Source organism: Sulfuricaulis sp., assembly GCF_024653915.1.
Lineage (GTDB): Bacteria > Pseudomonadota > Gammaproteobacteria > Acidiferrobacterales > Sulfurifustaceae > Sulfuricaulis.
The window spans coordinates 37,176-58,052 of record NZ_JANLGY010000017.1 but is presented as its reverse complement, the minus strand read 5'-3'; the positions used below and the strand labels follow the sequence as shown (position 1 = coordinate 58,052).

The window sequence follows — 20,877 nt, the reverse complement described above, 5'->3', positions numbered from 1 at the left end:
AGTTCAGTGTTCGCCCGCGGGTGAATCGAGGCGCGGCTTCACGGCCTTGCCGCTCGGCTTCTTCGGGCTGCCAACATCGCCCTTGGGCTTACCACCCGTGTCTGCCGGCGGGCGCGGTTCCCTGCCCTTCATGATGTCCTCGATCTGGTCGGATTCAAGCGTCTCCCATTCCAGCAGTGCTTTCGCCATTTTTTCAACTTTTTCGCGGTTCTCCTCGATGATGGCGCGCGCCCGCGCATACTGTTCGTCGACAATACGACGAATCTCCTTGTCCACCGCCTCGGCCACGGCATTGCTCATGTTCTTGTGTGTCATCACGTCGCGTCCCAGAAACACTTCACTCTGGTTATCGCCATAGACGCGCGTGCCCAGCACGTCGGACATGCCCCAGCGCATGACCATGTTGCGCGCCAGATCAGTGGCACGCTCGAAATCGTTGGAAGCGCCGGTGGTCATCTGGTGCATGAACACTTCTTCGGCAATGCGTCCGCCCATTAGCACCGATATGGTCGAGAGTAACGACTCGCGGTCGTGGCTGTAGCGGTCTTCCGTCGGCAACTGCATGGTGACACCGAGCGCGCGACCGCGCGGGATGATAGTCACCTTGTGCACCGGATCGGTGTTCGGCAGCGACTTCGCCACCACCGTGTGACCGGACTCGTGATAGGCGGTGTTCATGCGCTCCTTTTCCGGCATGACAATGGAGCGGCGTTCCGCGCCCATGATGACTTTGTCTTTGGCCTTCTCAAAATCCTGCATGTCCACGAGGCGCTTGTTGAAGCGCGCGGCAAACAGCGCCGCCTCGTTCACGAGGTTGGCCAGATCGGCACCGGAGAAACCGGGTGTGCCGCGGGCAATAATATTGGCATCCACGTCATCCGATACCGGCACCTTGCGCATGTGCACCTTGAGTATCTGCTCGCGCCCGCGGATGTCGGGCAGCGGCACGTACACCTGGCGGTCGAAACGACCGGGGCGCAGCAGGGCCGGGTCGAGCACGTCCGGCCGGTTGGTCGCGGCGATCACGATCACGCCCTCGGTACCCTCGAACCCGTCCATCTCGACCAGCAGCTGGTTCAGCGTCTGTTCACGCTCGTCGTGACCGCCGCCCAGACCGGCACCGCGCTGGCGTCCGACGGCATCAATTTCGTCAATGAAGATAATACAGGGTGCGTGCTTCTTGGCCTGCTCGAACATGTCGCGCACGCGCGAGGCACCAACGCCGACGAACATCTCGACAAAGTCAGAACCGGAAATAGAAAAGAACGGCACTTTGGCCTCGCCGGCGATGGCCTTGGCGAGCAGCGTCTTGCCGGTCCCGGGCGCTCCGGTCATAAGCACGCCCTTGGGAATACGGCCGCCGAGTTTCTGGAATTTGGAAGGATCGCGCAGGAATTCCACCAGCTCGCCCACTTCTTCCTTGGCCTCTTCGACACCGGCGACGTCGTCAAAGGTGATCTTGTTCTGCTCCTCGGACAACATGCGTGCCTTGCTCTTGCCGAAACTCATGGCGCCGCGGCCACCCATGCCGCCCTGCATCTGGCGCATGAAGAATACCCAAACACCGACCAACAACAACAGCGGGAACCAGTTGATGAAAATGGTCAACAACAGTGACTGTTCTTCCTGCGGCTTGCCTTCAAACTGAACCTTGCGGTCAATAAGGTCGTTGAAGATCTGCTGGTCGCCCGGATTGTAGGTGGTGAAACTCTCGCCGCCCTTGAGCTTGCCCGTGATTTCACGGCCCTGGATCGTAACCCGTTCGACTTCATCGCCGCGGACTTTCTGGACAAAGGTCGAGTATTCCATCGGGCGCGTGGCCTGCTGGCGGTTACCGAAATTGTTGAATACCGACATCAGCACAATGGCGATGACGAGCCACAACAGGAGATTCTTGGTGAGATTGTTCAAGTATTACCTCTTAATAAAAACAAACGAAGTAGGGCCGCATTATTTCCTTGCCCGCAGCACCCGTAATGGCGCCTTCATCCCATACCCGCATTTTCCTATGATGTCTCCTGGCAAACAACGTTTTTGCTCAGACACCTCTAAACCCCCTGCCCAGAAGATAAATTTCCTTGCTCTCCGCGCGCGATGCCGATGGTTTGCGTGCCACGAGCTTTTCGAAGCGTCGGCGCAATTGTGCGTATAACTCGTTAAACCCTGAGCCCTGAAAGGCTTTGATGAGCAGCGAACCTCCCGGCTTCAGCGATTTGTCGGAGAATTCGAGCACAAGTTCCGCCAGATTCATGCCACGCGCCTGATCCACGGAGGCCACACCAGTCATATTGGGGGCCAGGTCCGAGATTACAAGATCCACCGGTTTGCCCTGGATACGCTGCATTAACAAGTCTAGCACCGGCTGTTCCGTGAAATCGCCCTCGATGAACTCGACGCCGACAATCGGCTCCATCGGCAGGATATCCAGCGCCAGCACCCTTCCAGACTCACCCACGCGGCTTTTGACGTATTGGGACCAGCCTCCCGGTGCGGCGCCCAGATCAATCACCGTCATGTCCGGTCGCAGCAGGTGATCGCGGCGGTCAATTTCCTCAAGCTTGTAAATCGCACGCGAACGAGCGCCTTCCTCGCGCGCGCGCTTGACGTATTTGTCCTTGGCGTTACGCGCCAGCCAACGCTGGCTGCTCTTGGTGCGGGGCATGGGGGATTGGGCGGGGCTGCGGTATGATGCGCAAATTCATGAACGTGAGTGAGTAGCGATTCATTATATATATGGCTTTGAGTGCTAAACAGCGGAAATATCTGAAGGCGCTGGCCCATCACTTTAAACCCGTGATACAGGTAGGAAATGCCGGTGTTACGGCCGCGGTAGTCAAGGAAATAACCCAAGCGCTCGACGCCCACGAACTGCTCAAGATTCGTCTGCCGGGGATCGATCGTGACGCGCGACACACGCTGCTGGAGGAAATCTGTGAAACGACCAGGGCCGAGGCCGTGCAGGAAATCGGCCGCATGGCGGTCATCTACCGCCGGGCGAAAAAAGCGCGCCTGAAACTTCCAGAATAAAGGAAAACAGATCAGATATAACGGATAGCAAGAATCTCGTAGGAGCGCACACCACCCGGCACCTGCACCTCAACCACATCGCCCAATTCCTTGCCGATGAGTGCGCGGGCGATCGGTGAACTGATGGAAATCATTCCCGAAGCAATATCCGCCTCATAATCTCCGACAATCTGGTAAGTCACCTCCTCACTCGACTGCTCATCGATGAGGTTCAGCGTGGCTCCGAACACCACCCGACCGTTGGCGTTGACCGTCAAGGGATCAATGACCTGCGCCGTCGCGAGCTTGAGGTCGAGATCGGCAATGCGCCCTTCGACAAAGCCCTGCTGTTCCTTGGCCGCGTGATACTCGGCGTTCTCCGAAAGGTCGCCGTGTGAACGCGCCTCAGCAATCGCACGGATAATGCGTGGACGCTCCACGGTCTTCAGGCGGTGAAGCTCGACTTTCAGCTTCTCTGCCCCCGTGACGGTCATGGGCGTCTTTTTCATACAAGTTCCTTATGAAGGTCTTGCAGCCGACTGACACGCATGTGCCCGGCTGCACGGTGTGCCTCACAGGCGGCCTTCGCTGCCGCGAGCGTCGTGTAGTTAGTCACTTTATGCTGCAAAGCCTCGCGCCGGATGGCGTATGAATCGGCGAGACTTTGTTTATCAGAAACCGTATTGAGAATTATGTCAATCTCGTCATTCATGATCATGTCGATGATATTCGGCCGCCCCTCGGACAGCTTGCTGACCGCGCGCGTGGTGACACCACCGGCCTCCAGCACCGCGGCGGTTCCACGGGTGGCCAGAACCTCAAATCCGTGCTTGCTAAAGTAGCGTGCGACCTCGACCACCCCTATCTGATCCGCATCGCGAACACTGATGAAAATACGACCACTGTTCGGGATCGGACTGCCCGCGGCGATCTGGGATTTGGTAAAGGCCTCACCAAAACTGCGGCCAACACCCATAACCTCACCGGTCGATTTCATCTCCGGGCCCAGTATCGTATCCACGCCGGGGAACTTGATGAACGGAAACACCGCTTCCTTCACCGAGTAATAGGAAGGCACAATCTCCCCGGACACGCCCTGCTTCTTCAGTGACTGTCCTGCCATGCAACGCGCCGCAATCTTGGCCAACGGCCGCCCTGTGGCTTTGGAAACGAAAGGCACCGTACGCGAGGCACGCGGGTTCACCTCTAACACGTAAACCTTGCCATTCTGGATGGCAAACTGCACGTTCATCAGCCCGACCACCTTCAGTGCCTTGGCCATTTTGACAGTCTGTTCGCGCATTTCATCCTGTATTTTCTTCGACAGGGAAAACGGCGGCAATGAACAGGCCGAATCGCCGGAGTGCACGCCGGCCTCCTCGATATGCTCCATGATGCCACCAATAATGACCTGCTTGCCGTCGGACACGGCGTCGACATCCACTTCGGTCGCGTCGTTGAGGAAGCGATCCAGCAACACCGGCGAATCCTCGGATACGCGCACCGCCACGCGCATGTAAGTTTCCAGGTCCTCGCGTGCGTGCACGATTTCCATGGCACGCCCGCCGAGCACGTAGGAAGGGCGCACGACCAGCGGGTATCCGATCTTGTCGGCCAGCTTCACCGCCTCCTGTGCTGTGCGCGCGGTGGCGTTGGGCGGCTGCAACAGCTTCAGTTTTTTAAGCAACTTCTGGAATCGTTCGCGGTCTTCGGCCACGTCGATCGATTCCGGGCTGGTGCCGATAATCGGTGCGCCCGCCGCCTCGAGCCCGCGAGCGAGCTTGAGCGGGGTTTGTCCGCCGTACTGCACGATCACGCCTTCGGGCTTTTCCAGATGAATGATTTCGAGCACATCTTCCAGCGTCAGCGGTTCGAAGTACAGCCGGTCGGAGGTGTCATAGTCCGTGGACACGGTCTCCGGATTACAGTTGATCATGATGGTCTGGTAGCCGTCTTCGCGCAGCGCAAAGGAGGCGTGCACGCAGCAGTAATCGAACTCAATGCCCTGGCCGATACGGTTCGGTCCGCCTCCCAGCACGATAATTTTTTTCTTTTTCTCGGGCGCGGCCTCGCACTCCTCTTCATAGGTGGAATACATGTAGGCCGTGGACGAGGCAAATTCAGCGGCGCAGGAATCAACGCGCTTGTAGACCGGGCGCACTTTGGCTGAATGACGCCATTTACGCGCTTTCTTTTCGGGCACTTTCATCAGCTGGGCCAAACGACGATCGGAAAAACCCTTGCGCTTCCAGGCGCGCAGCAGATCGGCGGATGGTTTCTTCCTGCCAAACTTCGCAATGGTTTTTTCGGTTTCAACCAGATCGGCGATCTGTGCCAGAAACCAGGGATCGATGTGGCATAAATCAAATATTTCTTCCCGAGTCATACCAAAGCGCATGGCATCGGCCAGATGCCAGATGCGCTCCGATCCCGGCACACGCAGCGCGAGCACCAGGCGCTTGCGCGTTTCGTCCTTGTCGGCGGCAGGATCGAGTCGCGATTCGAGGCCGTAGCTTCCGGTTTCGAGCGAGCGTAGCGCCTTTTGAAACGACTCCTGGAAGGTGCGGCCAATCGCCATCGCCTCTCCCACCGATTTCATCTGGGTGGTCAGCGTCGGATCGGCCTTGGGGAATTTCTCGAAGGTAAAACGTGGAATTTTTGTCACCACATAATCAATCGTGGGCTCGAACGAGGCTGGCGTTTTGCCGCCGGTAATGTCGTTCTTCAGCTCATCCAGCGTATAACCGACCGCCAGCTTGGCGGCGATCTTGGCAATCGGAAAACCCGTGGCCTTGGAGGCCAGTGCCGAGGAGCGCGAGACGCGCGGGTTCATCTCCACGATGATCATGCGCCCGTCTTTCGGGTTGATTGCAAACTGCACGTTCGAGCCGCCGGTATCCACCCCGATCTCGCGCAGACAGGCGATCGAGGCGTCACGCATAATCTGATATTCCTTGTCGGTCAGCGTCTGCGCCGGCGCTACCGTGATGGAATCGCCGGTATGCACGCCCATGGGATCAATATTCTCAATCGAACAGATAATGATGCAGTTGTCCAGGCGATCGCGCACCACCTCCATCTCGTATTCCTTCCAGCCGATGATGGATTCCTCGATCAGCAATTCGCGCGTGGGCGAGGCATCCAGGCCACGCTCGCAAATGATGACGAATTCATCCTTGTTGTAGGCGATGCCGCCACCCGTGCCACCGAGCGTAAAGGAGGGGCGGATGATGACGGGGAAGCCGATCGCCGCCTGTACCTGCAACGCTTCCTCCATACTGTGGGCAATGGCGCCGCGCGCGCACTTGAGGCCGATGGTTTCCATGGCCTTCTTGAAGCGCTCGCGGTCTTCAGCCTTGTCGATGGCATCGCGCGTGGCGCCGATCATCTGCACGCCGAATTTTTCCAGCACGCCTTCGCGCGCCAGATCGAGCGCCGTATTGAGCGCTGTCTGGCCGCCCATGGTCGGGAGCAGCGCGTCCGGACGCTCCTTCTCGATAATCTTGGAAATCGTGGGCCAGGTGATAGGCTCGATGTAGGTCGCGTCGGCCATCTCCGGATCGGTCATGATGGTGGCCGGATTGGAATTGACGAGGATGACGCGATAGCCCTCCTCCTTGAGCGCCTTGCAGGCCTGCGCGCCCGAATAGTCGAATTCGCAACCCTGTCCGATGATGATCGGACCGGCCCCGATAATCATTATGCTTTTGATGTCAGTTCTTTTTGGCATGATTATTTGACTACAGGGGCACGCGGAGATGCGGGTTGAACGGAAGTCTTCCCCGTGCTCCCTGTGGTTTGGTTCTGATTCATCGATTCAATGAAGCGATCAAACAAAGGTGAAACATCATGCGGGCCAGGGCTGGCTTCCGGATGCCCCTGGAAACAGAACGCCGGCTTGTCGGTGCGTTGCAACCCCTGCACCGTGCCATCGAACAGAGAACGATGCGTGACACGCAGGTTGGATGGCATCCCTGCTTCGTCCACGGCAAAACCGTGGTTCTGGCTGGTGATCATGACGCGGCCCGACTCGATATCGATCACCGGGTGATTCGCGCCATGATGGCCAAATTTCATTTTGATCGTGCGCGCACCGGAGGCCAGGCCCAGAAGTTGATGTCCCAGGCAGATGCCAAACACCGGCAGACCTGTGTTCACAATTTTTGCAATTGCCTCAATGGCGTAATCGCAGGGTTCCGGATCGCCGGGGCCGTTCGACAGAAACACGCCGTCCGGTTTCAGTTTTAATACTTCTTCGGCCGGAGTCTGAGCCGGTACCACGGTGAGGCGGCAACCGCGCGCGGCCAGCATGCGCAGGATGTTGCGCTTGATGCCGTAGTCGTAGGCAACTACATGGAACCGCGCATGCTCCTGCTTAACGTAGCCCTTGCCCAGCTCCCACAGGCCCTCGTCCCAGGCGTAGGGCTTGCGCGTCGTCACCACCTTGGCAAGGTCCATACCCTTCAGCCCCGGGAAAGCGCGGGCAGCTTTCAGCGCCTCTTTCTTGTTGAGCTTTGAGCCCTTCTCCACGGCCAGGATGCATCCATTCTGCGCGCCCTTTTCACGCAACAAGCGCGTGAGGCGACGCGTGTCGATACCGGCAATGCCGACCAGCATGTGACGGCGCATGAATTCCGGCAACGATTCGGTCGCGCGGAAATTGCTGTGGGCCAGCGGCAGGTCGCGGATCACCAGGCCGGTGGCATAAACACCATCGGATTCCATGTCCTCGGGATTGGTGCCGGTGTTGCCGATGTGGGGATAGGTCAGCGTGACTATCTGACGCGCGTAGGAAGGATCGGTCAGGATTTCCTGGTAGCCGGTCATGGCGGTGTTAAACACCACCTCGCCCACCGACTGCCCCGGAATGCCGATGGACTCCCCGTAGAACAGGGAACCATCTTCCAGCGCAAGCAGTGCAGACGGCATAATCCAGTAACCTCTCGACGCGCAGGCGCGCAAAAACGGGAGAGGCGCCCGTTTCTCTGGTGCTTCTCTCCCGCCTTGAATGCCTAAAAGGGTGTTTCCGGCTGAACCGGGATTTTACGTGACAGCCCGACTGGAATCAACGATGAAGCAGTGGAAATGCCACGCCAACTGCGGTACGTGGCTAAACCAACGACTTGCCTTCCCGCAGCATGCGGGTAATGTCCTCGGTGGACACGGGTTTGCTGAACAGGTAGCCCTGCACCATGTCACAGCCATAACCTCGCAGTGCGTCCAGTTGTTCCTTGGTTTCCACCCCTTCGGCGACCACTTTCAGCTTCATGGTGCGGGCCAGCTTGACGACCGCCTGCACGATAGCGGCGTGATCGCCGTCCACCGCCGCATCGCGCACAAACGAACGGTCTATTTTCATCACGTACTGGGGCAATTTCTGGAAGGAATCCAGAATGCTCCCGCCAATGGCCGGATCGACCAGCGCCACGTTCACGCCCAGGTCACTTAACTTGTGCAGGACAGCGCGGTAATTCTCGTGCGCTATCCCCACGAGATTTTCGGTGGGCACATCGAGTTCAAGAAATTCCGGTTGCAGGCCTGTCTCCTTCAGAACCTTGTCGACCAGCTCCGGGAGACCTTTGCGGCGAAAGCGATAGGGCGAAATATTGACCATGACGCGCACGGTCGCCAATCCGATTTTCTGCCAATGGTAGTTCTGTAGGCAGGCCGTATGAAGCACCCATTCATCCACGGTGTACACGAGCTTGGACCGCTCCAGCAATGGCATGAAATCCTTGGCGGAAATAAGACCCATCTCCGGGTGCTGCCAACGCAGCAAGGCTTCGACGCCCATGATCATTCCGCTTGTCGCATCCACGCGCGGCTGATAGTGCAATTTCAATTCACCGCGTTCGAGTGCGCTGCCGATCTGTTCTTCCATCTGTTTCACGGCCATCGCGTTTTCCGCCATGTCGGCGCCGAATAGCTGGTAATTATTGCGGCCGGCCTGCTTGGCGCGGTACATGGCCTGATCGGCATGCTTGACCAGGCTGGCCAGCTCCTTGTCATCCATGGGATAGAACGTGATGCCGATACTGGCCGTGACATGCACTTCATGCCCATCCAGGTGAAACGGCTCCTGCATGACATCGAGAATCTTTTCAGCCACGATCATAGCGCTGTCGATGTGCGGAATGCTCTCCAGGATTACCGTGAATTCATCGCCGCCCATGCGTGACACCGTGTCCACGTTGCGCAAACAGGAGGTGATACGCTTGGCCACCACCTTCAGTAATTCATCGCCGGCATGATGCCCCATGCTGTCGTTAACGTTCTTGAAGTGGTCGAGGTCTAAATACATGATTGCCACGAGTTTCTCCTCGCGATCGGCACGCGCCAGTGCCTGTGTCGCACGATCGTGGAACAACATGCGTGTCGGCAGACCGGTCAGGGCGTCGCAATGTGCGAGATACGCCAGCCGCTGCTCGGCCTGCTGGCGTTCAGTCACATCGTGCAGGACAACGATATAGATCGGCTGATTAGCGTGCGAGGATTCGCTCACGCTCACGTCTACCTGGAAGGTCGCGCCGCTTTTGCGCGTTCCGACCACCTCGCGCATGCCCAATTCAATAGGCCCACCGGCACTTTGGCGCAGGTCCGTCAGCAGCATGTCGGCATACTTTCCGCGGACTTCACTTTCCTGATAACCGAACATGCGTTCCGCCACCGGATTGAACATCTTGATCGCACCTTGTGAATCGAAGGCGATGAGACCATCAGTGACATGTGCCAATACAGTTTTCAGGTAACTATCGGTAGTACCGGAGGCATCGTGAGGAAGGAGAGAGTGCGGGAGACGCGTACGAAAAAACCATAGCAAGAACAGCGTCGTCGCCATCGAGGCAATGACAATAGCCGCAATCAGCACCGCGATGTTAATGGACATGTTTTCTCATGGATCAGAATAGTATCGGGTTATCCATCTCGGCTTTATACGCACCCGTCAGACATCTTTAACAATAGCTTCTATTACCGATTTTCCTTGCAAAAAGGGTGCCACCGGCCGGTGGCAGCGTCAACAAATACGGCTAAACTGCTCTTGTGGAAAGGGAATATCTCACTATTTTGATACATCTCGGCTCGGCGGTAGCCGCCGGCGGACTGATCGGTCTGGAACGCGCCTACCACGGCCGCCCGGCAGGATTTCGCACCCACACCCTCGTTTGCACGGCCTCCAGCCTGTTGATGCTGGTGACGGTCTACCAATGGCAGCTTCTGGTAAATGCGCCGCTGGAGACGTTGCGCGTCGACCCCACGCGCATGGCGCAGGGCATCATGACCGGCATCGGCTTCCTCGGCGCCGGTGTGATCATGAAAGACGGTCTTACCGTACGTGGCCTCACTACAGCGGCGTCTATCTGGATGACCGCTTCGATCGGAATACTGATCGGCATCGGTTTTTACTTTCCCGCGATTGTCGCTACCCTGCTCACGCTCGGTGTCTTGTCACTGTTCCGCTGGATCGAAGCCATCATCCCCTCGCAGTATTACGCGCGCCTGCATATACGCTTCAAGCGCCAGGAATTGCTGCCCGAACCCGAAATGCGCTCTCTGATCACCGGACATGGCTTCTCCGTGGCCAACCTGAGCTATCAGTTGTCAGAAGAGGGAAAGGTTTTTGAATACCAGATGACCATACGCACCGGTGAGAGAGACAGTTACCGGCGTCTGGCCGAAAACCTCACCGCCCGGGAACACGTGCTCGAGTTCCACATCCACCCGGCCACCGACTGAGATTTTCCCAATTTACCTGACAAACTGCTTGCGGTAATTCACCACCTTATATAAGTACTGCCGGGTCTCATCGTAGGGCAGGCTCGTGCGCAACTTCTGGTACACCGCGGATGGCGAAAGGCTGTTAATAGAGTTCACCGCCGCCACCCTGTCCCTGGAAAAAGTCCGCAATACATTGCCGGGTCCGGTGTTGTACGCCGAAATCACACAATATTCCCGCGATACTGAATTGGCCACCGGTTCGAGCTGACTGTAGGTCAGGACATTCAGGTAGGCCGTCCCCAACTCGATGTTGTTCTCGGCCTCGAACAGGTATTGCTTGGACGGCGCTTCGTCCTGCCCCTTTGCCCGGCGATAAGCCTCACGCCCGCCACTGCTGGGCACCAGTTGCATCAACCCATAGGCCGGCGCGGAACTGACGGCAAAAGGATTGAAATTGCTCTCGGTGCGGATAACGGCATACACCAGGCTCGGGCTGACCTTATATTGCTCAGCGAACTTAGTGACCAAGTGACTGTATTTCTCGGCCTGCTTGTTCTCGAAATTGGGCACCATGGCAAATTTCACGAACAGTGCTTTCTTTTTTCCGTTATCGACCTCCACCTCGCGTGTGGCAGCGCTGGTTTTGAGCAGATGATCCGCAAAGCCTTCAGCCTCAGCCGGTGAACCAATGGACTTCTTATTATGGTCAACAATCAGGCCCAGCAAATAAGGTTCTTTTTCGCTAGTGAGGGTAATGGCACTGTCGGAGAAAAGGTCCACAGCGCGCGGGTCGTTGGGCGTGAGCAGCGTGGTGACGATGGCGTTTTTCAGGCTGGTGTTGGGATCCTTGTCATCGACAGTTTCGATCGTTACCTCGCCCTTGTCGAAATCCACCACCGCGCGACTCATGTAATTCTGCGTGTACTTGATGTACTGCACGCGCGACGGCAGTTTCACTTCCTTCTTGCCCCAGGTCTTGCTGACCCGGCCGGTTAACAAAGTCACTATATTGTTGTAATCGCGCTGAATGGTTTTGACGTCCCGCAACAGCGCCTGGGGGTTGGTCTTATAAACGGACTCCCGGCTTTTCAGGCCTTGCTTGACCGCTTCCTTGGCATTATCGCTGCGGGCAATGCTGGCCACCGAGCGTGTCGTCGGACTGGTGATGACGGCCAGCGCCTGATTGAGTGTGGGGGCTTTTCTGCCGGAAGACGCGCAACCCGCCACCAGAACGGAGCAGCACGCGCAAAGAATAATTTTCCGCATCCCTGCCATTTATCGATCAGCGTAATCCCAGCACGTCCTGCATATCGTAAAGGCCGTGCTTCTTGTCCGCGAGCCAGCGCGCGGCACGCAGCGCGCCAGCGGCAAAGGGCATGCGTGATTCGGCCCGGTGCGTGATCTCCACGCGCTCCCCACCGCCGGCAAACAAAACCGTGTGATCGCCGACGATATCGCCGGCACGAATGCTGGAAAAACCTATGGTCTTGCGCGCGCGTTCGCCGCTGATGCCGTGGCGGCCGTACACGCCATGCTCCTTGAGGTCGCGGTGCAAGACTTTCGCGACGACTTCGCCCATGCGCAGCGCCGTGCCCGACGGCGCGTCGGCCTTGTGGCGGTGATGTGCTTCGGTGATTTCCACGTCCACGTCATCGCCCAGCACGCGCGCGGCGGTTTCGAGCAGTTTAAAACAAAGATTCACGCCCACGCTCATGTTAGGCGCGAAAACAATCGCGATATCCTTGGCGGCAGTCACGATACGACCCTTGCCGGCATCATCGAGACCGGTGGTGCCAATGACCATTTTCTTTTTGTGCTGGCGGCAGAAATCGAGATTGGTGAGCGTAGCCTCCGAACTGGTGAAGTCCACCAGCACGTCAAAATCGGCGCCGTCGAGGCCGGCGCGGACAATTACACCGAGCTTGCCCAACCCGGCCAACTCGCCCGCATCCTTGCCGACAGCCGCGCCACCGGGCCGTTCCAGCGCAGCACTCAGGCGCAGGCCTTCGGCCCGGGCACAGGCCTCTATAAGAGTTCGCCCCATGCGCCCGGCGGCGCCGGTGACGGCAATATTGGTCATTTTGTTTCCCGGCCTGGCATCTTGTTGCCGCAGAGAATAGATGATTTGACCGGGGGATGCCATCCGATCGAGGGGCCGGGAAGGTTGAAACCCGGGCAGATAAAACGCCTGCCCGGCTTGTTTCAATAAATATCTACTTCTTCTTTCTCCGCGCGAACCCGAATGCGCGCCGTCTGCACAAGGAAACATCCGGCGCAATACGCTGCGCTATTGCGCCCTACGTCTTGCCCTGCGCCGCGCCGATCAATCGTAGGTTGGCGGTGAGCGCAGCGACAAAATCGCCGGGAGCGATTTTGGACAGCCGAAGGCTGGCCCGCAGGGTGAAGTCCAGGGACGGACTTCACAAGCCCAACGATTCGGGCGTCATGGATTCGTTGGGGTTCATTTCATTCATCCCACCTACGGGCTACGGCCCGTTTTTCGCGTTTTCATTGCCAGGCGGCCGGCGTGTTGTAGCTCTTGAGTTGTGTTATTCTTTAAGTTAGCAAGAAATGGAGATCGGAAGATGACGGCTAATCTATTGGATCGCATCACGGTCAACCCAGCGCAATGCGGGGGCCGCCCCTGCGTACGCGGCATGCGCATCCGCGTCTCCGATGTGCTGGACTTGTATGCGGCCGGCCTTGCCGCTGAGGAGATCCTCAAGGAGTTGCCCGATCTCGAACCCGAAGACCTCAAGGCCTGCCTGCAGTTCGCCGTGCGGCGGATCGATCACCCCCTGATCGCTGCCTGATCCCGGCGTGACTCTCTGGATCGACGCTCAACTTTCACCGGCGCTCGCTTCCTGGGTCACGCAAACCTTCGACATCCCGGCCGCGGCGGTGCGCGAGTTGGGGATGCGCGACGCGCGCGGACCAAGAGATATTCGAGGCCGCCAGAAAAGCGAAGGCCACCGTGCTCACCAAGGACAGCGATTTCGTGCACTTGCTTGAGCGTTTCGGTCCCCCACCACAAGTGATCTGGTTGACCTGCGGCAATACCAGCAACGCGCATCTTCGCCAGCTCCTTGTCCGAGCCTTACCCCAGGCCTAGCGCTGCTCAAGTCGGGAGAGCGCCTGGTCGAGATCAGCGATCCGTGGTGATCGCCTGATTTGACAAGATTGTTAAAGAAGCTCACGGAAACACCAAAACTCGTCATTCCGGACAAGCGAGCCTCAGTAGCGCGTAGGATGGGTGAAGGTGTTTGCGCCGTAACCCATCATTTCTCTGGAATCGATGGGTTTTGCTTTGCTCCACCCATCCTACGCATGCTATGCCACCGGTCTCGTAGGTTGGCGGTGAGCGCAGCGAACCCCAACAAATGGACTACGAAAAATGCTTTACGCTTTCTTGCGCCGCGCGACCCCGATCAGGCCCAGCAGCCCCGAGCCGAACAGCCACACGGCGGCGGGGACGGGCACCGCTGACGCGCCGACATCGCCCGAGTGAACGGCCCAGGCAGAAAGGCTATTGGGCTTATTGTAGAGGTTCTGGTAGCCGGAGCTGATATTGAAGAACCACGCGCTGCTGGTACTCGGCGCGTACTCCGTGGCCGACCAAGAGCTCTGGACGTTGGAAAACGGTCCGGTGTTGGTCGGGCCCCAGCCGCTTTGGTTTGTACAACTGGGATAGACACTGGTCGGGGTGCAGTAGCCCTTGTCACCCAAGGTGTTGTAAAACATATGGGCCATCTCACTGGCCGTGCTGCCCGCGTACAGCGTGCCAGGGGCGCTGACGTTGTAGCCACGGTCTTCGGTACCGTTGTAGGCAATAGTGGCATCATCCGCCGTGGTGCCATCGACGGGACTGACCGTCGGCAGCCGCCAGCCGGTGTAGCCGTTGATGTTCAGACCCGATGCCCAAGTGTTGGCGTTGGCCCAAGTCATCGTGGTACCCGCGTAGTTGGTATTCGCCAACCAAGTGATGTTGAGGGCGGTGTCGTAGTACGCCTCGAAGGTGGACAGGTTGCCATCGAGATCACGCCCTTGCAGCGTGGTCTCCCAGGTACCCTGGCCGCTCACGGGCGCCGCATTGGCCGCGCCCGAAAACCCGAGCGCCGCGATGAGTGCCAGTACTTTAAGTTGCTTGTTCATGTTGCTTCCTCCTCTTGGTTATTATGCTTGGTAAATCACAGATCAATTTGTTGTTGTCACACTGCGCGCGCCTGCCTTGTGCCGCGCGGAACGCCTCGGCCGTAACTTGTAGGATGGGTGAAGCGCAGCGTAACCCATCATGATTCGATGGGTTCCGGCGTAATACGCCTCCACCCACCCTACGTACCGCGCCCTGCCCTGCGCCGCGCCACGATCAATCGCAGGTTGGCGGTGAGCGCAGCGAACCCCAACGATTCGGGGGTCATGGATTCGTTGGGGTTCGCTGCGCTCACCCCAACCTACCTGGATTTACGCCGTGCAACGCCGATCAGCCCAACCAACCCCGAGCCGAACAACCACGCGGCGGCGGGAACAGGAACAACGGCCGCCTGTTTATAGTCGAATTGGGATGTCGAGGTGACTGTGAAGTCGATGGGGTTGCTCAAGCTGTCGGCTATTGTTATGCCTCCCCAGAGCAGGCTGTGCCCGAAATCCGCCGACATACTGGCAACGGAAAGCGCGCCGCAGGGCAGCGTGACATCATCGCAACCACGCGCGAAGGCGTTAGACCTTCCTTGCAGCTCGAGCGTGTATTGAATGCTCGTGCTGGTACCGAGGACGGCACTGAATGAAAAGGGAATGACCGAAGGCGGCAGGTTTTGCTGATTCACGGCGACACCGCCATACAAACCATTGCGAACGCAGCCGGTGTAAGTAAAAGAGGTACAGCCCCAGTTCGTGGGTACCCCCGTGCCGGAAACGTTAATAAACACCTGGCCATAGGAATCCTGGATGCCGACATTATTGTCTACCGCGCCGGCCAACATGATGCCGCTGAGCAGCAAATTGCCGGAAACCGTGACGGTATTGCCGATCAGCCCGGTATTTAAAGGATTGATCGTGATCTCGTCTATGAAGTTCGCCAAGGCGCGAGAATCCGCCGTGCTGGCTCTGTTGCTGAATGTCGCAGCCACGTTATCCGCGCTTGAGGAAATGCTCGCTTTCAGAATCCCGGGCGTGGCGGAGGCATAAGCGTTGCTATTGCCGCTGCCATTACCCGATGCGCCGATGTTTTGATTACCCGTCGCAATGGGTTGAGCCGTGAAGGATGTTGTCGTGTTGGAGCTGCTGAGGGGAGTGCTATTGACTCCATAGACCGCCATCTCATACAAAACTTGCGTGGAGGCAGCATTGGACACGCCCGCAACGTTCAGAGTTGCAACCAACGTCAGGATTCGAAATGGTGTTCTCATTGTTATATTCCTCTGCTGACAACTCTTGTTGAATTTGTTGTGCCTGCGATCGCGCTATGATCGGGGCCTGCTTTGGTTATGATTTCACCCTGCGCCGCGCCACGCCGATCAGCCCCAGCAGCCCCGAGCCGAACAGCCACACGGCGGCGGGAACGGGAACCGGGCTCATGAACTGACCCGACGCCGAGGTGAACGTCACGCCTTCCGGCAGGGTGTAACCGAACGCGGCCGTGTGCAGGTAATCAATCGTGCCGGAGGCGACATTGGGATATCCAAATACCCCGACGAAGGGTTTAGCGGAGCCGCTCAAGCTGGCGCCGAGTTCGAAGTCGAAGGTAATCGGTAGTGCATTGTCGGCAACGTCGATCCATCGTGTATAGGTCGTCGTTCCACCGCCTCCGTTGTCGATCCCCCACAGATCGGCCCCCCAATTGCCGGAAAGATTGCCCCAGCACGAATCCGAGGTACAGGTCATGTCGCCGCCCATGGAAAATTGCACCGAGCCGACATTTTCAGTGTAGGAACCAGTCACTGTAGACGTGAACGTGATTCTGCCAGGCGTATGGGCAGAGACTGTGAACGACAGGACATCCTGCAGGTTGGAGCTCACGTTGGCCAGCGCTACCGGCGCGGTGACGATGCTGCCGGAATAAGTCAGCAGCTGACCGAGGCCGCTGACTTCGGCATAGATCCCCATGGTGCCTTCCGACAACGACGCCTTGGAACGTGCATAAGCGTAAGGCAGATCGCCCGCATAGCCATACATGCCGCCGCAGGAATACTGGGAAGCGGTAAGCTCGACATCGATGCCCGGGGATCCCAATAAGCCTATATTATGGGACTCAGCCACTTCGCCACCACAGGTGGAAAGGCTGATGCCCGCACGGGCGCCCCATGTCGGATCCGCCGCCTGCGCTCCGTGCGACAGCGTGAGCGTGCCACAGGCAATGAAAGCCTGGAGTGTAAGTGCAACAAAACGTTTTTGAACTGATGTGCCCTTTTTCATGAATTGTTTCCTCCTCAGTGGTGTTAAGTTATTTTCCCCAAAACTCTTCTCGCGTGGTTCCCCGGGGCGTCGTCTGCGCAAGAAAACATTCGGCGCAATACGCTGCGCTCATTGCGCCCTACCCGTTGCCTTGCTCCGCGCCACACCGATCAGGCCCAGCAGCCCCGAACCGAACAGCCACAGGGCGGCGGGGATGGGGACAGCAGTAACCACGACATCATCAAGCGCAGGGCCGTAGAAGGTATCGAGGCCCGCAGCGCCGTCCATCGCTCCCGTCAGGCTCACAAATTCCAAGCGAGTAATATCGCTCAAGGCGCTGACCAGAAAGCTGTGGTAAATCCAGTTCATCTCGGTCGCCGACGTCCCAGTCTGATCGAAAATCAGATCAGCAATCTCGGCGCCACCCCAGTTCACCTGCATGCGTTTGGCATCCACGCCGAAAGGGTTGCCGGCCATGGCGAAACTGAGCATGTAGTTGGCGCCAGTAACGGTGAACAAATCCTGAAACACGGAACCGGCGCTGGCGCCGTTCAGGTCGACAGATTGATTGGCCTCAGCTGCCTGCCAGAAACTGGCAGTATGATCGATGGAACCTCCGCCGACGCTCCAGCCGCCAAACGACGTTCCTCCGCTGCGAAACTCCTGCGCGCTGGTCACGACCGGATCTTCGAAACCGCCGTTCATAACATAGCTTGCAGCTCGGGCACTCGTGATTGCCGTGACACCCAGCAGGATGGCCATAGCAAACTGAAAAGCCATTCTTCTTTGAATATTTTGCCAGTAGCGTTTCATATCAAATCCTCCATAACGTAAAAACGCAGCGAATTACCTCCGCCGCATTAATCCAAACAACCCCAACAACCCCGAACCGAACAGCCACACGGCGGCGGGGACGGGCACGGCGGCAACCTCGACGTGCACGTTATCCAAACCCCAGCTCTCATCGGAAAGGCCCTGCAAACCAGCGGCTGAAAAATTAAGGGCCAGGTTATCGGCGCTGTGCGCGAACGTGAAGCTGAGGTTGTAGACCGAATCCATCGATTGAAGGCCGAGATTGGGATCGTCGAAATCATAACCGAGCGAGTAACACTCATTGGCGCCTGTCATCGGCCCGTTCCCTGGACCTGAGTAGTCCGCGTAGGCATTGCAGGGAGTCCATGGGGTATACGTGTACGTAGAAAACGCACCGTCGTAACGCTGCCCGGCTACCGAGTTTCCATTGCTGAAGGTGGTGTTGAGCAGGGTCGGCCCACCTGCCACACCCAGACTCCAGGAGTCCGGCCCAAGCGGATCACCGTCGACCACGGTGGTGTCATTGCCGTCCCATGAACGGATGAGATACAGACTGAAAGATACCGTCGTGGTGGCGTGTTCCGGCAGATCCGTGAGCGAGAGGCTCACCGTGCCGTTACTGAACTCGCCCAAGAACTTTCTCTCAAAATCGTCATTCGGTGCCTGGGTGATGACGATGGTGTTATCAGTGCTTGACCAGCCGGCGCCCACGGCGGTCTGAAAGTCATTCAACGAGTAGACCGTTGCCGCGCTCGCCGACATGGAAAACCAGCAGACGAATGCAAGCAAAGCATGAAGCGCATATCGAAATACTTGCATGGTTGATTTTGGCTTTTTCATCATTATGCCCCCCTATCTCCATGGAAATAGTTATGTCGTTTTCAGTTTTCGACGCGATGCCAGACCGAACAAGCCGGCCAAACCGGACCCGAACAGCCACGCGGCGGCGGGGATGGGCACCACCACGGGCGTGCCGCCGCCGAAATAAGCGCTGCTCACGCAACCCTTGCCGCTACACCACTTGTTCTTCTTGTCGCCGTCATCGGGACACCACTCGAAGCCCGCCACGTGCGCCGCGAAGAATGAATCAAAGTCGCCGAGACCCGCGCCCGTGACAGTAAAGCTCAGCTCGTCGGTACGCGCCTTGCCCTTGCCCTGCAGGCGGATGTCGAACATGCCGAACTCGCTCATGTGCTTGTCTTCCTTGGCCCTCCAGTAATCCGGCAGGCCGGTAATCTCGTATGAACTGTCGCCGGTGAAGTTAAATCCGAATTTCTGGATACCGAAGTGATCGCCGGCGATGCTGTTGAGCGGATTGAGCGTTTTCACCAGAAAATCCACGCCAGAACCATTCTCAGTGAGCGTAACCTGCAAGTAGTTCGTACCATCCGGCAAGGCATTTGATTGATTAAGGCAAAAAGAAAGACTGGCGGGTCTTGTTAGAAATGGATAATCGCACGACGAGAATGATCCCGGCGGAACGACACCGCCCCCCGATAAAACGATACTCGCATGCGCGGCCGCCGAGGCAAGCAACAACATGCAGGCAGAAATTCCATACCGCAGGTAGCGCCTTGCTTTTTTTATACAACGATAACGATCCATACACTCCTCCTGAATTACTGTAAGTTATTGGCGAGGCCACGCCTCGCGCCTTTTATTTCTTTCGGGTGATGCTCCCTGGTTTGCTACTGCCTGCGGCGCCATCCGTTGAGCGCCGGAAAAAAATGTGTTTCGCCTGTTCCCGGTTATCAGCGAGGATTTTTATTTCCCGACTGAACCACCTTGAGCACAGGTTGGCTGATTTTTATTTCGTGGGGATGAGATTCAGAAAGAATCGCCACCAGTTCATTCACGGTGTGAAATGAGCGTTTCGCTTCTTCTCCAACTGTCTCCACCAAACCAACCAGGTTTTCGGGGTTCTCAGTATCCCGTCGGTAAAGACGAACGATGTAGCTATCCATCAGCTCCTCCAATTTAATTTTTAACTTCTGGCCGACAGATTGCGTGTGCACGACATACAGATAACTTACCGATTGGGGAAAAACCACGCGCGCAGAACCACTCCCGCGCCGTTGGCGCGGGTTGGAAATTCAGGCTATCAGGCCTGAATCAAACGACGGTGGATCGCTTCAGTGGCAGGAGAAGGAGAGATGGAAAGAATAAGCGACAAGGTTGCACGGCAACGGCGGTAAACGGCCAATGCCTCACTGCGACGCCCGAGCTGCTGATAACAAACCATCAGGCGTTGATAGAAGAGTTCGGCGAGGTCGTCGGCCTCAAGTCCTTTCTGGTAATACTGAATAGCAGTTTCGTGCTCACCGATTTTTTCCCAGTGTCGCGCAACATCGACCAAGTGTCGCAGAAATTTGCTGCGCAAACGCTCACGCAATGAGATGGACCATGGCTCGGGCGTTTCACGGCCGAGAAACTGGCCGTGATAAAGCGTCAGTACCCTGGAAGACAGGCTCGCAAGCTTAACCGGGTCCAGCTGCGCGGAATTCAACAAGGCTTCAGCGCTGCCCATCACCTGCTCGAATGTCCAGACATCCACCCAACAGAATTGGTTATTGAGGGTAAGCAGACCGTTCGAAAGCACCAGCGCCTTCTCGATGCCAATCAGCTTGCGCAAACGATGCAGGGTGATTTCAAAAGCGTTATAGGCCACGTCGCCTTCGGATTCTGGCCACATCGCCATGGCCAACTGATCGGTCGCCACTTCGCGACCACCCAGAGCGACAAGCACCTTGAGCAGTTCCAACGGTCGGTGTTGTGCCTTTCTGGCAAAACGGATGGGCTCTATACCCCGTGAGACGGAAAAACGTCCAAGGGTATATATCTGAAGCGGATAGCTTCTAAGTTCATCCGGCGCGAGTGCGACGGTCGGCAAATGTTGCAGGTCAAACATATTGAAACGTCAGCACGCCACTCTCTACATTCGGCAGCTGTCCC

At 57.5% G+C, this 20,877-nt stretch carries 19 protein-coding genes and 1 pseudogene; 4 read left to right on the top strand and 16 right to left on the bottom strand.

The features are described from left to right. Positions 1-3: 3 nt before the first annotated feature. Both ftsH and NUV55_RS09390 read right to left on the bottom strand, forming a co-directional pair. Entirely contained in the window at positions 4-1,911 is a 1,908-nt protein-coding gene (ftsH, locus tag NUV55_RS09395; protein WP_296672353.1) for an ATP-dependent zinc metalloprotease FtsH, read from the bottom strand. Positions 1,912-2,038: 127 nt separating this feature from the next. Further along, positions 2,039-2,662, bottom strand: coding sequence for an RlmE family RNA methyltransferase (locus NUV55_RS09390; protein WP_296672351.1), 624 nt, complete (start codon positions 2,660-2,662; stop codon positions 2,039-2,041). A gap of 71 nt (positions 2,663-2,733) precedes the next feature. On the opposite strand from NUV55_RS09390, the gene yhbY reads away from it, so the two are divergent. After that, positions 2,734-3,027, top strand: coding sequence for a ribosome assembly RNA-binding protein YhbY (yhbY, locus tag NUV55_RS09385; RefSeq protein WP_367280392.1), 294 nt, complete (start codon positions 2,734-2,736; stop codon positions 3,025-3,027). Between the two features lie 11 nt (positions 3,028-3,038). Here the strand turns inward: yhbY and greA are convergent, their stop codons facing one another. The 4 genes from greA to NUV55_RS09365 form a co-directional block, all read right to left on the bottom strand. After that, positions 3,039-3,515 carry a transcription elongation factor GreA gene (gene greA / locus NUV55_RS09380; RefSeq protein WP_296672347.1) on the bottom strand — a complete coding sequence of 159 codons (477 nt, stop codon included), beginning with the start codon at positions 3,513-3,515 and terminating at the stop codon, positions 3,039-3,041. Next, positions 3,512-6,736, bottom strand: coding sequence for a carbamoyl-phosphate synthase large subunit (carB, locus tag NUV55_RS09375; RefSeq protein ID WP_296672346.1), 3,225 nt, complete (start codon positions 6,734-6,736; stop codon positions 3,512-3,514). Before carB ends, greA begins: the two co-directional genes overlap by 4 nt. Before the next feature lie 2 nt (positions 6,737-6,738). Further along, the gene (gene carA, locus NUV55_RS09370) at positions 6,739-7,935 is read right to left on the bottom strand and encodes a glutamine-hydrolyzing carbamoyl-phosphate synthase small subunit (RefSeq protein ID WP_296672344.1); all 1,197 of its coding nucleotides are present in this window, start codon (positions 7,933-7,935) and stop codon (positions 6,739-6,741) included. Positions 7,936-8,116: 181 nt separating this feature from the next. After that, positions 8,117-9,892 (bottom strand): EAL domain-containing protein, encoded by a 1,776-nt coding sequence (locus NUV55_RS09365; RefSeq protein WP_296672342.1) that lies wholly within the window; start codon positions 9,890-9,892, stop codon positions 8,117-8,119. Positions 9,893-10,047: 155 nt separating this feature from the next. Between NUV55_RS09365 and NUV55_RS09360 the strand changes: the two genes are divergently transcribed. Next, complete coding sequence (locus NUV55_RS09360; protein WP_296672341.1) at positions 10,048-10,740, top strand: MgtC/SapB family protein; 693 nt, start codon at positions 10,048-10,050, stop codon at positions 10,738-10,740. Positions 10,741-10,752: 12 nt separating this feature from the next. Here the strand turns inward: NUV55_RS09360 and NUV55_RS09355 are convergent, their stop codons facing one another. Both NUV55_RS09355 and dapB read right to left on the bottom strand, forming a co-directional pair. Next, on the bottom strand, positions 10,753-11,988 hold the full coding sequence (locus NUV55_RS09355) for a murein transglycosylase domain-containing protein (protein ID WP_296672339.1): 1,236 nt from the start codon (positions 11,986-11,988) through the stop codon (positions 10,753-10,755). Positions 11,989-12,004: 16 nt separating this feature from the next. Continuing rightward, positions 12,005-12,802, bottom strand: a complete 798-nt coding sequence (dapB, locus tag NUV55_RS09350; protein ID WP_296672337.1) for a 4-hydroxy-tetrahydrodipicolinate reductase — start codon at positions 12,800-12,802, stop codon at positions 12,005-12,007. Between the two features lie 505 nt (positions 12,803-13,307). Between dapB and NUV55_RS09345 the strand changes: the two genes are divergently transcribed. Next, positions 13,308-13,535, top strand: coding sequence for a DUF433 domain-containing protein (locus NUV55_RS09345; RefSeq protein WP_296672336.1), 228 nt, complete (start codon positions 13,308-13,310; stop codon positions 13,533-13,535). Between the two features lie 7 nt (positions 13,536-13,542). Next, positions 13,543-13,884 (top strand): annotated as a pseudogene (locus NUV55_RS13850) (DUF5615 family PIN-like protein). A gap of 237 nt (positions 13,885-14,121) precedes the next feature. Here NUV55_RS13850 and NUV55_RS09335 read toward each other — a convergent pair. The 8 genes from NUV55_RS09335 to NUV55_RS09300 form a co-directional block, all read right to left on the bottom strand. Then, positions 14,122-14,874 carry a VPLPA-CTERM sorting domain-containing protein gene (locus NUV55_RS09335; RefSeq protein ID WP_296672333.1) on the bottom strand — a complete coding sequence of 251 codons (753 nt, stop codon included), beginning with the start codon at positions 14,872-14,874 and terminating at the stop codon, positions 14,122-14,124. Positions 14,875-15,173: 299 nt separating this feature from the next. Then, complete coding sequence (locus NUV55_RS09330) at positions 15,174-16,127, bottom strand: hypothetical protein (RefSeq protein WP_296672331.1); 954 nt, start codon at positions 16,125-16,127, stop codon at positions 15,174-15,176. 76 nt (positions 16,128-16,203) lie between these two features. Next, positions 16,204-17,133: a VPLPA-CTERM sorting domain-containing protein gene (locus tag NUV55_RS09325; RefSeq protein WP_296672330.1), complete on the bottom strand. Its 930-nt coding sequence runs from the start codon at positions 17,131-17,133 to the stop codon at positions 16,204-16,206. Positions 17,134-17,241: 108 nt separating this feature from the next. Continuing rightward, positions 17,242-17,925: a DUF642 domain-containing protein gene (locus NUV55_RS09320; RefSeq protein ID WP_296672328.1), complete on the bottom strand. Its 684-nt coding sequence runs from the start codon at positions 17,923-17,925 to the stop codon at positions 17,242-17,244. A 33-nt stretch (positions 17,926-17,958) separates the two neighbouring features. Continuing rightward, positions 17,959-18,744 (bottom strand): hypothetical protein, encoded by a 786-nt coding sequence (locus NUV55_RS09315; protein WP_296672327.1) that lies wholly within the window; start codon positions 18,742-18,744, stop codon positions 17,959-17,961. A gap of 51 nt (positions 18,745-18,795) precedes the next feature. Further along, entirely contained in the window at positions 18,796-19,299 is a 504-nt protein-coding gene (locus NUV55_RS09310) for a VPLPA-CTERM sorting domain-containing protein (RefSeq protein WP_296672324.1), read from the bottom strand. Positions 19,300-19,676: 377 nt separating this feature from the next. Further along, complete coding sequence (locus NUV55_RS09305; RefSeq protein WP_296672322.1) at positions 19,677-19,889, bottom strand: hypothetical protein; 213 nt, start codon at positions 19,887-19,889, stop codon at positions 19,677-19,679. 137 nt (positions 19,890-20,026) lie between these two features. Continuing rightward, positions 20,027-20,833 (bottom strand): bacterial transcriptional activator domain-containing protein, encoded by an 807-nt coding sequence (locus tag NUV55_RS09300; RefSeq protein ID WP_296672321.1) that lies wholly within the window; start codon positions 20,831-20,833, stop codon positions 20,027-20,029. Positions 20,834-20,877 lie beyond the last annotated feature (44 nt).

Coding starts and splice junctions, on each gene's coding strand:
- NUV55_RS09390 (WP_296672351.1), bottom strand. CDS start 2,662: ATGCCCCGCACCAAGAGCAGCCAGCGTTGGCTGGCGCGTAACGCCAAG.
- yhbY (WP_367280392.1), top strand. CDS start 2,734: ATGGCTTTGAGTGCTAAACAGCGGAAATATCTGAAGGCGCTGGCCCAT.
- greA (WP_296672347.1), bottom strand. CDS start 3,515: ATGAAAAAGACGCCCATGACCGTCACGGGGGCAGAGAAGCTGAAAGTC.
- carB (WP_296672346.1), bottom strand. CDS start 6,736: ATGCCAAAAAGAACTGACATCAAAAGCATAATGATTATCGGGGCCGGT.
- carA (WP_296672344.1), bottom strand. CDS start 7,935: ATGCCGTCTGCACTGCTTGCGCTGGAAGATGGTTCCCTGTTCTACGGG.
- NUV55_RS09365 (WP_296672342.1), bottom strand. CDS start 9,892: ATGTCCATTAACATCGCGGTGCTGATTGCGGCTATTGTCATTGCCTCG.
- NUV55_RS09355 (WP_296672339.1), bottom strand. CDS start 11,988: ATGCGGAAAATTATTCTTTGCGCGTGCTGCTCCGTTCTGGTGGCGGGT.
- dapB (WP_296672337.1), bottom strand. CDS start 12,802: ATGACCAATATTGCCGTCACCGGCGCCGCCGGGCGCATGGGGCGAACT.
- NUV55_RS09345 (WP_296672336.1), top strand. CDS start 13,308: ATGACGGCTAATCTATTGGATCGCATCACGGTCAACCCAGCGCAATGC.
- NUV55_RS09335 (WP_296672333.1), bottom strand. CDS start 14,874: ATGAACAAGCAACTTAAAGTACTGGCACTCATCGCGGCGCTCGGGTTT.
- NUV55_RS09330 (WP_296672331.1), bottom strand. CDS start 16,127: ATGAGAACACCATTTCGAATCCTGACGTTGGTTGCAACTCTGAACGTT.
- NUV55_RS09325 (WP_296672330.1), bottom strand. CDS start 17,133: ATGAAAAAGGGCACATCAGTTCAAAAACGTTTTGTTGCACTTACACTC.
- NUV55_RS09320 (WP_296672328.1), bottom strand. CDS start 17,925: ATGAAACGCTACTGGCAAAATATTCAAAGAAGAATGGCTTTTCAGTTT.
- NUV55_RS09315 (WP_296672327.1), bottom strand. CDS start 18,744: ATGCAAGTATTTCGATATGCGCTTCATGCTTTGCTTGCATTCGTCTGC.
- NUV55_RS09305 (WP_296672322.1), bottom strand. CDS start 19,889: ATGGATAGCTACATCGTTCGTCTTTACCGACGGGATACTGAGAACCCC.
- NUV55_RS09300 (WP_296672321.1), bottom strand. CDS start 20,833: ATGTTTGACCTGCAACATTTGCCGACCGTCGCACTCGCGCCGGATGAA.